The 11,920-nt window shown below is 66.3% G+C and carries 10 protein-coding genes; 6 read left to right on the top strand and 4 right to left on the bottom strand.

The genetic code is table 11. The features are described from left to right. Positions 1 to 1,277 (bottom strand): MFS transporter (locus AC4FAH_RS02850; RefSeq protein WP_490245625.1); only part of this gene is annotated, 1,277 nt, incomplete at its 3' end. A 354-nt stretch (positions 1,278 to 1,631) separates the two neighbouring features. Between AC4FAH_RS02850 and AC4FAH_RS02845 the strand changes: the two genes are divergently transcribed. After that, a complete protein-coding gene (locus tag AC4FAH_RS02845; RefSeq protein WP_054555551.1) occupies positions 1,632 to 1,955 on the top strand; it encodes an Rdx family protein in 324 nt (107 codons plus the stop codon). 38 nt (positions 1,956 to 1,993) lie between these two features. Here the strand turns inward: AC4FAH_RS02845 and AC4FAH_RS02840 are convergent, their stop codons facing one another. Continuing rightward, complete coding sequence (locus AC4FAH_RS02840) at positions 1,994 to 3,019, bottom strand: zinc transporter ZntB (RefSeq protein WP_225347105.1); 1,026 nt, start codon at positions 3,017 to 3,019, stop codon at positions 1,994 to 1,996. A 144-nt stretch (positions 3,020 to 3,163) separates the two neighbouring features. On the opposite strand from AC4FAH_RS02840, the gene AC4FAH_RS02835 reads away from it, so the two are divergent. Beyond that, complete coding sequence (locus AC4FAH_RS02835; RefSeq protein ID WP_043331386.1) at positions 3,164 to 4,084, top strand: DMT family transporter; 921 nt, start codon at positions 3,164 to 3,166, stop codon at positions 4,082 to 4,084. 39 nt (positions 4,085 to 4,123) lie between these two features. Here the strand turns inward: AC4FAH_RS02835 and ppk2 are convergent, their stop codons facing one another. Together ppk2 and AC4FAH_RS02825 are read right to left on the bottom strand one after the other, a co-directional pair. Next, positions 4,124 to 5,044 carry a polyphosphate kinase 2 gene (gene ppk2, locus AC4FAH_RS02830; protein ID WP_054555548.1) on the bottom strand — a complete coding sequence of 307 codons (921 nt, stop codon included), beginning with the start codon at positions 5,042 to 5,044 and terminating at the stop codon, positions 4,124 to 4,126. Between the two features lie 190 nt (positions 5,045 to 5,234). After that, entirely contained in the window at positions 5,235 to 5,975 is a 741-nt protein-coding gene (locus AC4FAH_RS02825; protein ID WP_490245624.1) for an arylesterase, read from the bottom strand. A gap of 92 nt (positions 5,976 to 6,067) precedes the next feature. Between AC4FAH_RS02825 and AC4FAH_RS02820 the strand changes: the two genes are divergently transcribed. From AC4FAH_RS02820 to AC4FAH_RS02805, 4 genes are all read left to right on the top strand, one after another. Beyond that, positions 6,068 to 6,871, top strand: coding sequence for an ABC transporter ATP-binding protein (locus tag AC4FAH_RS02820; protein WP_054555547.1), 804 nt, complete (start codon positions 6,068 to 6,070; stop codon positions 6,869 to 6,871). After that, complete coding sequence (locus AC4FAH_RS02815) at positions 6,864 to 9,587, top strand: ABC transporter permease (protein WP_490245623.1); 2,724 nt, start codon at positions 6,864 to 6,866, stop codon at positions 9,585 to 9,587. The genes AC4FAH_RS02820 and AC4FAH_RS02815 overlap by 8 nt, the downstream gene beginning before the upstream one ends. Before the next feature lie 232 nt (positions 9,588 to 9,819). Further along, on the top strand, positions 9,820 to 11,082 hold the full coding sequence (gene glyA, locus AC4FAH_RS02810) for a serine hydroxymethyltransferase (RefSeq protein ID WP_054555546.1): 1,263 nt from the start codon (positions 9,820 to 9,822) through the stop codon (positions 11,080 to 11,082). Positions 11,083 to 11,359: 277 nt separating this feature from the next. Next, positions 11,360 to 11,641 (top strand): DUF6506 family protein, encoded by a 282-nt coding sequence (locus tag AC4FAH_RS02805; protein ID WP_153636358.1) that lies wholly within the window; start codon positions 11,360 to 11,362, stop codon positions 11,639 to 11,641. The last annotated feature ends 279 nt before the right edge of the window (positions 11,642 to 11,920 follow it).

Below are 11,920 nucleotides of genomic sequence, written 5' to 3'. Positions count from 1 at the left end.
GCGCAGAGCGCGGCACAGGCCGCGACGACCGCCAGAATCATCAGCAACCATTCACTGCCCAGCCACTGGGCGAGCCCGCCGATCAATAGCCCCAGTACCAGCATCAGCACGCCGGTCAGGGTGTTGGAGAGCGCGACGTAGAGGGCACGGTTGTCAGAGGTGGCGAGATCGACCACGTAGGTCTTGCGTCCCAGGCGGATACCGGCGTGGGCGATCACCAGCAGCCCGTAGACCAGCGCGTAGCTCCAGATGTTGTCGGCCAGCGCCTGTGGCCACCAGGCCATGCTGCCGGCCAGGGCGCAGCAGACGGCAGCGCCGGCCCCTGCGTTGCGCATCACGCGGCGGCTGGAGGTGTCGGCCAGCCTGCCCCAGATGGGGCTGGCCAGCATGCCGGCCAGTCCTGACACCACCACCAGCACGCCCAGTCCGCCCAGGCTCTCACCGCTCTGCTGCTGGCCGAGCAAGGCGATATACGGTAGTGCCAGCGCGCTTGAGAGCAGCAGGGCGCGTGCCAGATTGAAGTTGCGGAAGGCGGCGTCATGCTTGAGCTGGATGACCCCGTCGCGCACTGTCTCCCAGGCATTGGCGCCGCCGCTGGTGGCACCGCTGTCCTCGCGGATCATGGCGGCGCACAGGGCATTGAGTGTCCAGCCCAGCGCCGCGATGGCCATCAGTATCGCCAGCACCTGCTGCCCGGGCTGCTCGCCCAGCAGCATCAAGGCGACGCCGGCCAGCAGGGTCATCGCCCCCGCCACACTGCCACTCCAGCCCATCAGGCGCCCGCGGCGCTTCTTGGCGATGGTCTTGCCCAGCACGTCCTTGGTGGCGATGGAGGCCACCCCGCGCCCGAGCGACAGCAGGATCAACAGGATCAGTACCAGGCTGCCCGCGAGGGTGCCATCGAGTCCGTGACGCGTGGCGAAGTTGCCCTCGGCAAGCAGGCTGATCATCACCAGCCCCAGTGCCATCAGCGCCTGGATGGAGGCCCCGGCGACCCACACCCACTTGCGTTGCGGCAGTGGGCGAATGAAGCCTGCCACCAGCAGCTGAGGCAGCAGGGCGCCGGCCTCGCGAATCGGCACCAGCAGCCCCACCATCCACACCGGCGCCCCGATCAACCCCAATAGCCACGGCAGCACCAGCCGCGCACTGGCCATCTCGTCGGCCAGTTTGGTACCCAGCGAGGCCAGCAGATGACGCCAGAAATTGCCGGGTTGCTGGTGGCAGGCATCCTCGGAGATGTCCTTGCACATGCGCGAATCTTCATCGCCGGTCATGCGCTCGAAGAAGCGACTCTGACCGCTGCCCGACGGCCTCTCGTGGGCTTTGTCTGCAGACTCCCGCTCAGCCTCGCGGTCTTGAGCGTCTGACGGTGAGGAGGCCTCGGTAGAGGAAGACAGGGGTGACATGTGGCCAGGGCTCCGCTATCGGCGTCGTGTACGGGAAGTCGTGATGCAGATCACGCCCGTGCCGCCGGTTGAAGAAGGATCGATCGCAGTGCGACGTCAACTGAAGGAATGACTGCGCCGAGTATAGTTTATGTACAGTTTGTGTGTAGGTTTTTGGTGTTGACCATTGCGCGACAGTGCAGTGAAGTGATCATTACATCATTGATTGGAGTAGGCACCACCATGGATCAGGCATCCACGCTGAAAGTCCGGATTCACTACTGCACCGGCTGCAACTGGCTGTTGCGTGCGGCCTGGTATGCACAGGAACTGCTGTCCACCTTCGGAGAAGACCTCGGTGAGGTGGCCTTGGCGCCGAGTCACGGGGGCCATTTCGAGGTGCTGTGCCAGGCCACCCCAGATTCGGAGTGGCTGGTACTGTGGGAGCGCAAGCGCGACGGCGGCTTCCCCGACAGTCGTGACCTCAAGCAGCGCGTGCGTGATGTGCTCGACCCTGAGCGCGATCTGGGCCATATCGACCGCGCCAGTCGTGAGCAGGGCTCGTAAGCAGCGCTTGCAAGCAGCTCGCTACGCCATGGGCGCGCTCACCACCATTTCTTGCGCTTGAGCAGCCACATCTGCATCGCGACCACGCCCAGCGTGATGCCGACGAAGGCAGCGAAGCCCCACTGGCTGTCGCTGCCCGGTATGCCACCGACGTTGACCCCCAGCAGGCCGGTGAGAAAGCCCAGCGGCAGGAAGACGGCGGTGATGACCGACAGCAGATACATGCGCTGGTTGAGCTGCTCGTTGTGCTCGCTCATGCGCTGTTCATGGATGATCAGCGCGCGCTCCTGCATGGCCTGGAAATCCTCCACGTAGCGCGACAGCTGGTTGGCGATCTCGCGCAGGTCCAGACGCGCCTGTTCATCGATCCACAACGGCCCCTGGGAGAGTTGTGCCAGACAGTCGCGCTGCGGCCCCATGAAGCGTCGCAGGGTGATCAGGGGGCGCCGCAGGCGGGTAATGTCATCGGGGTCGATCTCGACATCATTGAGCTGGTCTTCCTCGATGATGGCGAGCTGCTCATCGAGGCGATGGCTGAGCTCCGCCACGCGATCGACCAGCGCATCGCTGAGCATCGCCAGCAGCCAGGAGATGCTTTCCGCGCCCTGGCCGGCTTCCAGTTGCTCACGCACCTGAGTGATCGACTGGAATGGCCGGCGGCGCAGGGTGATCAGACGGGTCGGGCTCATCCACAGGCGCAGTGACAGCAGGTCCTCCGGCGCGGCGCCGGGATTGAGGTTGATGCCGCGCAGCGTGGTGACCATGCCGCCGCCGAAGCGCGCTACGCGCGGGCGGGTATCCAGCTCGGTCAGGGCCTCGATGCTCGGCTCATCCAGCTGGGCAAGGTCGTCCAGGTAGTCATTGACGTCGCCGCGGGTGTAATCGAGGTGCATCCAGATCAGCGCGTCGGGGTCCTGCCATTGCTCGCGCAGGCTGTCGTCATCGAGCAGGCTGGCGCCGCCCTTGCCATCCAGGCGATAGGCGCTGACCAGTGCCGTGGTCGGGGCATCTCCCGCAGAGGGCGCGGGTGCCGGCGAGGCTTGCGGATCGGTGGCATCAGTCATTCACGAAATTCCTTTTTGGTGGCGCGGCTTGCAGCAGCGGGCAGGGCACGCGATGCTCGAATGTCAGGCCGTGGGCATTGTCGCTGCCATCGCCATGACACTCATCGCCAGGAAGGCGATACCCGAAATGCGAGGAAGGATGCCATGAGTCAGGATAGGGAAGCCATGCTCTACGGTCTGGGCGCCGTGGCCCTGTGGTCGACGGTGGCGACCGCCTTCAAGCTGGCGCTTGAGCAGATGTCGCCGCTGGAGCTGGTATGGCTGGCGGCACTGGTGTCGTGGCTGTTGATCGGCGTGCTGATGTGGCGTCAGGGCAAGCTGCGCGAAGCGCTCACCACCGGCTGGCGCGGCGGCTGGCGTACGGCACTCTGGGCCGGACTGATGAATCCGGTCGGCTACTATCTGGTGCTGTTCGGCGCCTACGCGCGGCTGCCGGGCCAGGAGGCGATGGCGCTCAATTACACCTGGGCGCTGGCGATGGCCTTTCTCGCCGTGCCGATTCTCGCGCAGCGCCTGACGCGCATCGATGTCGCGGCGGGGCTGATCGCCTACGCCGGTGTGTGGACCATCGCCACGCGAGGCGAGATATTCAATGTCGCCTTCGCCGACCCGCTGGGCGTCGGGCTGGCGCTGGGCTCGACCCTGCTGTGGGCGCTCTACTGGTTGCTCAATGCGCGTGACCCGCGCGCGCCGCTGGTCGCCCAGTGGCAGAACTTCAGCATCGCCTTGCCGGTGCTGACGCTGCTGGTGGCCTTCGGGCCGGGCTTCGGCAACTTCATCGGCGCAAGCGCCAACCCCCAGGCGCTGACGGCGGGCATCTATGTCGGCCTGTGCGAGATGGGTATCGCCTTCGTGCTCTGGCAGCTGGCGGTGCACAAGGTGTCGCGCACCGCCAAGGTCTCCAACCTGATCTTCCTGTCGCCGCCCATCTCATTGACGCTGCTGCACTTCATCGTCGGCGAGCCGATTCTGACCTCGACGCTGGCGGGGCTGGTGCTGATTCTGGCCGGACTCGGCCTGCAGCAGCTGCAGAAGGCGCCGGCGGAGCTGTCACAATCGACCTGAGCGAGCCGCGCCGTCAGCGCACCGCCCGCCACTCGCTCGTCAGTCGTCGGGCAGGATGAGGCGATCGGCATCCACCACGATCAGCGGGTCCGGGGTGCCGATCATCTTCTTGTCCTTGCCGGGGTAGTCGAGCTGACTGAGCACATGGCGCAGCGCGCCGATACGGGCCCGGCGCTTGTCGTCGGAGCGGATCAGCGTCCAGGGCGCATGATCGCTGTGCGTACGTGCGAACATCGCCTCGGCGGCATCGGTGTACTCATCCCATTTCTTCTGCGCCACGGCGTCCATCGGTGACAGCTTCCAGTGGGTCAGCGGGTCGGCGGCGCGCTTGGCGAAGCGGATCGATTGCTCCTCGCGGGACACCGAGAAGTACAGCTTGACCAGGTGCAGGCCATCCTCGACCCACAGGCGCTCCTGCTGGGGCACCTGCACCAGAAATCGTTCGACTTCTTCCGGCGTGGCGAAGCCCATCACCGCCTCGACCCCCGCGCGGTTGTACCAGCTGCGATCGAACAGCACGATTTCGCCACTGGTGGGGAAGCGCGAGACATAGCGCTGGAAATACCACTGGCCTTTTTCCGTCTCGTTGGGCTTGTCGAGGGCGACGATGCGCGCGAAACGCGGATTGAGATACTCCATGAAGCGCTTGATGGTGCCGCCCTTGCCGGCGGCGTCACGCCCCTCGAACACGATGGCCAGACGCCCGCCGCTGTCACGCAGCCAATGCTGCACCTTGAGCAGCTCGATCTGCAGCGCGCGCTTCTCGGCCTCATAGACCTTGCGCTTGAGGCGCTCGTCGTAGGGGTAGGCGTCACTGGAGACCGGCCCCAGCGTCATGCGCGGGGCATCGCCAGTGGCGTGCTTCTTGCTGGCCTTGCCCTTGGCGTCCTTGCGCTTGGCATCCCTGGCCTTCGAATGCGCCTTGCCGGCATCCGCCTTCCTGTTGTTGGATTTACTCATGGCAGTACTCCCTGTGAGGATGGGGCCTGGCCCCGACGACCGACGACCCGGGCTGATGACGTCAGCGCTGCAAGGCCTCATGGCCCAGATGGCCTGCCTGACAGGCACTGATCAGGCAGGCGCGGATTGTCATCTCGCGGCAAGGTAGGCGCATGCAAGCTGTCGTGACATGCGCCGCGCCTGATATTGATCACTCCGCTGACGCCGCTTGTTGCGCCAGTGGTGCGAGTGTCGGCCAGATGGTGTCGAGCAGCTGCGGTTGCGCCTTGGCGGTGGGGTGAATGCGGTCCTGCTGCATCAGCTTCTCGCTGGCCGGGGCCGTGGCGATGCCTTCGAGGATGAAGGGCACCAGCGGCACGGAATATTCGTCGGCCAGGTCCCGGTAGACCTGACGGAAGGCATCGGTGTAGGCCGGGCCGTAATTGGGCGGAATCTCGATGCCGAGCAGCACGGGCTGGGCATCGGCGTCCTCCACGGCCTCGATCATGCTGGCCAGATTGGCCTGCATGCGGGCGGGGGGCAGGCCACGCAGGCCGTCGTTGCCGCCCAGTTCGATCATCACCAGTGAAGGGTCGTGTCGCGCGAGCAGGGCCGGCAGACGGTTGAGGCCGCCTTCGGTCGTGTCGCCGCTGATGCTGGCATTGATGACCTCAGGCGCATCGCTGCCCAGGCTGTCCTCGAGGCGCTCGTCAAGCAGCGCGACCCAGCCCTGGCTGCTGTCGATGCCGTAGCCGGCCGAGATGGAGTCGCCGACCACCAGCCACGGGGCCGGCGCATCGGCCAGCGCCACCTGAGGCGTCAGCACGGCCACGAGGGCCAGTGCCGAACTGGCGAGGGCATTGCGCAGCCGCTTGAGTCCCGGCGTGCCGGGGGCTTTGCCACCGCGCGCCAGGCGCTGGGTGTCACGCCGATTCACTAGCCATTTCTGCATTCATCATCTCCATCATCTGCACACTATTCATACCCGTTTCGGGGTCTGGAGTTCGTGCCCACCCCGTTCTCTACCATAAGCGAGCAGACACGATGTCACATAACGCCTCCATTAACGACGCGACCCCTGCGTCGGATCAAACCTCGTCAGACGCGCAGGCCAGCGCAACGCCTGCGCCGGTGCTGGAAGTGAGCGGGCTGGCGCAGCGGGTGACCAGTGGCGAAGGGCGCCTGACCATCCTCGAGGACCTGGAGCTTGCCGTGCAGGCCGGAGAAAGCGTCGCCATCATCGGGGCCAGCGGTTCCGGCAAGTCGACGCTGCTGGGTCTGCTGGCGGGTCTGGACAGCCCGAGCGAGGGTGATATCCGCCTGTTCGGAAGCTCGCTTGCGGGGCTTGATGAGGATGGCCGTGCGGCGCTGCGCGCGGGGCAGGTCGGCTTCGTGTTCCAGAACTTCCAGCTGCTGCCGACGCTGACGGCGCTGGAGAACGTGCTGATGCCGCTGGAGCTGGCCCCGCAGGGCGATATCGAGGCGCAGGCGCGTGACTGGCTGACGCGGGTCGGGCTGGGAGAGCGACTCGATCACCTGCCGCGTCATCTGTCCGGCGGCGAGCAGCAGCGCGTGGCCATCGCGCGCGCCTTCGTCGCGGGGCCGGGGCTGGTGTTCGCCGATGAGCCGACCGGCAATCTGGATACCGCCACCGGCGAGCGCATCGCGGAGCTGCTGTTCACCCTCAACCGCGAGCGGGGCACCACGCTGATTCTGGTCACCCATGATCTGACGCTGGCCAGGCGCTGTGATCGCTGCCTGAATCTCGAGGCCGGCAAGCTGGTGGAGTGGAAGGATGAGGCGAGTGCGCCGGCCGTGGCGACGCCACAAGGAGGCGACGATGTCTGAGTCCCGGGTGTCTGACCGCGCGGCGACATCTTCCGCCAACGCGCAGCGCCCGCGTGGGGCGCGCCTGCCGCTGGCGCTGCGTGGCCTGCTGCGTGACCTGCGCGCCAGTGATGTGCGTGCGCTCTTTCTGGCGCTGATGCTGGCGGTCGCCGCGACCACCATGATCGGCTTCTTCCTGGACCGTCTCGACCGTGGGCTCAATCGCCAGGCGAGCCAGCTGCTCGGCGGGGACCTGGTGCTGGAGTCCAGCAACCCGCTCGACCCGCGTTTTGCCGAGGCCTTCCGCGCAGCGGGGCTTGAGATGTCGCCGCAGCTGGGCATGGTCTCGATGGCCTCGCACGGCGACAGCTTCGTGCTGTCGAGTCTCAAGGCGGTGTCGCCGGGCTATCCGCTCGCCGGCCGGGTGGAGCTGGAGTCGGATGCCACGGGCGAGGAGGCTCAGGCGCCAGGCACCAGTTCACGCGCGGAGATTCCGCCGCCGGGCGAGGCGTGGATCGTGCCGCGCCTGGCCATGGCGCTGTCGGCCGAGGTCGGCGATACCCTGACGGTCGGGCGCAAGCAGCTCACCATCAGTGGCCTGATCACGCGTGAGCCTGATCAGCAGGGCGGCTTTTCCGAGTTCAGTCCGCGCCTGATGTTCAACATGGAAGATCTCGACGCCACCGGTCTGATCCAGCCCGGCTCGCGGATGGAATATCGCCTGCTGGCGGCGGGCGATCCGGCGGCGGTTCAGCAGGCGCGTGATGCCATCGCGCCGCTGCTGGCGAGTGCCGACAACGCCGAGGTGCGGCTCAAGGACGTGCGCGAAGACCGCCCGCGTCTGGGGCGCTCACTGGAGCGTGCCGACAAGTACCTGAGTCTGGCCGGGCTGGTGGCGGTGCTGCTGGCCGGGGTCGCGGTGGCGATGTCGACGCGCCGCTATGTGGAGCGGCATCTGGATAGCGCCGCACTGTGGCGCTGCTTCGGTGCCTCTCAGCGTCAACTGTCACGGCTGTTCGCGGCCCAGCTTGGCTGGTTGGCCCTGCTGGCGAGTACCGGGGGTGCGGTGCTGGGCCTGCTGGGGCAGATGGGGCTGGTGGCGCTGCTGGAGCGCTTCCTGCCGCTGGAGTTGCCCGCACCGGGGCCGCTGCCGCTGGCGTTGGGGATTCTGACGGCGCTGGCAGTGCTGGTCGGTTTCGCCGGCCCGATGCTGCTGCGTCTGCGTCAGGTCAGCGCGCTCAAGGTGCTGCGGCGTGAACTGGCCCCGCTGCCTGCCTCGGCGTGGGTGGTGGTGGCGATCGCCAGTCTGGTGTTCGGCGCCCTGATGTGGCTCTACTCGGGTGACCTCATGCTGGCGGCCGGCCTGCTGGTCGGTGGCATCATCGCGCTGGGCCTGCTGATGGTTGTGGGGCAACTGCTGCTGTCGCTGATGCTCAAGGTGGTGGCGCGCATGCGCGGTCAGGGCGGCTGGAGCCGGCCGATTCGCCTCGCCGGCGGCATGCTGGCCAGGCGGCGCGGTGCCAGCCTCGGCCAGCTGGTCGCCTTTGCCGTGACCTTCGCGGCGATGGCGTTGATCGCGCTGGTACGCGGTGACCTGATCACCCGCTGGCAGGCGCAGATTCCGACCGATGCGCCCAATCACTTCGCGATCAATATCCAGCCCGGAGAGCAGCAGGCCTTCGGTGAGCAGCTGACCGCGATGGTGGATGAGCAGGCCGGTGACAGCCAGAGCGAGCTCTACCCGATGGTGCGTGGTCGTATCACGGCGCTCAAGGGCGAATCCCTGCTGGGACGCTCCCAGCAGCGCCTGCAGGCAGCCCAGTCGGATCAGCCGGCGGCAGGCGGCATGCAGGAAGGACGCAGCGACGAGGGGGATGGCGAGCAGCAGGGCGTCCCGCAGCGGGAGCTGAACCTGACCTGGCATCGTGATCTGCCGGACCACAACCGCCTGTCGTCGGGTGAGTGGGCGCCGATCAGTGACTTCGCCGATGCAGACAGCGAGACGCGCAGTCGCCTCGCCGCCACGCAGGGCGTGCCGGTGTCGATGGAGGAGGAGCTAGCCGAGCGCATGGGGCTGGTCATCGGTGACAGCCTGTCGTTCACCATCGGCAGCGAGACCGTCAAGGCCCAGGTGGTCAATCTGCGCCATGTCGACTGGGACAGCTTCCTGCCCAACTTCTACGTCATCTTTCCGCCCGGCGCGCTCGAGAGCTTCGCCCACAGCTACATGACGGCGTTTCATCTCGAGGACGAGCGCAAGCTGGCGCCGCTGGTGCGCGACTACCCCAGCGTGTCGTTGATCAATATCGACGCCATCCTGACCCGTGTGCAGGAGCTGATCGCCCAGGTGTCGCGCGCGGTGGAGCTGATTCTGGGGCTGGTGCTGCTGGCGGGGGCCAGCGTGCTCTACGCGGCGCTGGTAGCCAGTCGTCCGGCACGTGAGCACGAAGGCGCGCTGTACAAGGTGTTCGGCGCCGGTCAGGGGCTGCTGGCCCGCCTGCAGGCCGCTGAGTTCGTGCTGCTCGGCCTGCTCAGTGGGCTGCTGGCGGCGATGCTCGCCGAAGGCGCGGCGGTCGGACTCTATTCCGGCTGGCTGGGGCTGCCGGTGGTGCTGCATCCGTGGCTGTGGGTGCTGCTGCCGCTGACGGGTGGCGTGCTGATCGGCGGGCTGGGCTTCTGGCTGTCGAGAGAAGTGAGGCGTCAGCCGCCGATGGCGGGGCTGCGCGCCCTGCAGTGAGCGCCATCAGGCCTCGTCATCGCAGCGCCGGATGATGGCACCTGACGACCTCAACCTGCGGCCTCATGATCGTTGTCTCGGTCATGGGGCCGTCTTGCGTTAACAATGATGCTGATTCATGTGAATCGGACCGCTGGCTGAGGTATCATGCTGGTCCTGATCTTACCCCCAGATGGCGAGCCGGCCGCGCCGGAATTCGCTGTCGTCATCACCCTTCAGGCGAGGACACCCGATGTTCACCCGTGACATGCAGATTGCCGGTTTTGATGATGCGCTCCTGAGCGCCATGGACGACGAAGTCGTTCGCCAGGAAGCTCACATCGAGCTGATCGCCTCCGAGAACTACGCCAGCCCCCGCGTCATCCAGGCGCAAGGCTCCCAGCTGACCAACAAGTACGCGGAAGGTTACCCGGGCAAGCGTTACTACGGCGGTTGCGAGTTCGTCGACAAGGTCGAGCAGCTGGCCATCGATCGTGCCTGCGAACTGTTCGGTGCCACCTACGCCAACGTTCAGCCGCACGCCGGTTCCCAGGCCAACAGTGCCGTCTTCCAGGCGCTGGTCTCGCCGGGTGACACCATTCTGGGCATGAGCCTGGACGCGGGGGGTCACCTGACTCACGGTGCACGTCCGAACTTCTCCGGCAAGCACTACAACGCCGTGCAGTACGGTCTGGGCGAGAACGGCCTGATCGACTACGCCGAAGTCGCGCGTCTGGCGCGTGAGCACAAGCCGAAGATGATCATCGCCGGCTTCTCCGCCTACTCCCAGATCATCGACTGGGCCGAGTTCCGCAAGATCGCCGACGAAGTGGGTGCCTACCTGCTGGTCGACATGGCCCACGTGGCCGGTCTGGTCGCCGCTGGCGTCTACCCGAGCCCGCTGCCCCACGCCCACGTCGTCACCACCACCACGCACAAGACCCTGCGCGGTCCGCGTGGCGGCCTGATCCTGTCCGCCGAAGGCAATGCCGACATCGAGAAGAAGCTGAACTCCGCTGTCTTCCCGGGCGGCCAGGGTGGTCCGCTGATGCACGTCATCGCGGCCAAGGCGGTCTGCTTCAAGGAAGCGATGGACCCGGCCTTCACCACTTACCAGAAGCAAGTGGTCAAGAACGCCAAGGCGATGGCGTCCGTGTTCCTGGAGCGCGGCTTCGAAGTCGTCTCCGGCGGCACCGAAGACCACCTGTTCCTGCTGTCTCTGGTCAAGCAGGGCCTGACCGGCAAGGACGCTGACGCTGCGCTGGGCCGTGCCCACATCACCGTCAACAAGAACGCCGTACCGGGTGACCCGCAGTCGCCGTTCGTCACCTCCGGTCTGCGTATCGGTACCCCGGCCGTCACCACGCGTGGCTTCCAGGAGCAGGAGTGTCTGGAACTGGCCGGCTGGATCTGCGATATCCTCGATGCGATGGTCGCTGGCGATTCCGCCGCTGCCGAAGCCGAGGTGCAGGCCAAGGTCTCCGCCGTCTGTGCACGTCTGCCGGTCTACGCCTGAGGCGTGACGAGGTGCCAGCCCGGCTGGCCCTCACCGTAGCAGTGCTGACAGAGGCGTAACGCTGTCATGCACCAGATAAGAAACGCCTGTCGCGCAAGCGGCAGGCGTTTTTTTGTGCCCGCACCACGGCCAGACGAGTCCGAGCGGTGTGGTGCGCAGCGGGGTGGGAGAGTGGTCAACCAGCGCTCAGAAAGATCAGCCTGTGCCCGGGAGCGGACGCGCTACGCTATTCTCGATGCCGGACACACTCTGCTCATCTTCGTGCAAGGAGGCTTTCATGGCCGTCATGCAGCACCATGCCTTTCTGATCCTGGTCGAGAACAGCGGCAATACCTCACTGAGCAGTCAGGGCAGCGGCGAGGTCCGCATTTCCGTCGCCACGCTGGGGACGCTGAGGGCGGCCGAGCGGCTGGTCAGTGAGCTGGTCGCCCAGGGCGTCAGCCAGATCGAGCTGTCGGCCAGCTTCGGCGCGGCAGGCGAGGCAGCGCTGAGAACGGTGGTGGCAGACAGCGGTGCCGAGCGTACGGTGTCGATCGGCCGCGTGCGATTCACGGCCTGACGCCAGCACACGGGGGAATTGCCAGTACCTGAATAGCCCTTTCGCAACAGGGATTTGCGTAAAGGTGTGACCAAAGTCGGGTCCCACCCTTGGTCTAGGGTGTCTTGTTGGCATGTCTGACATGGGCTATTCCTTGACGGACAAGAGCGCGCCGCGATGCATCCCATGAAGGATGTGCGCGAGCTACAAATGACGCGCCACGCCATCAAGGAACGTTCGATCATGACCACGCCTCCCACGAGTGCCGCTGGCGGCAGCCCGCGCACCAATGCCTCTTCT

It is taken from the genome of Cobetia sp. (assembly GCF_983723665.1).
The sequence above is the reverse complement of the archived record's forward strand: the minus strand, read 5'-3'. Positions and strand labels throughout refer to the sequence as shown.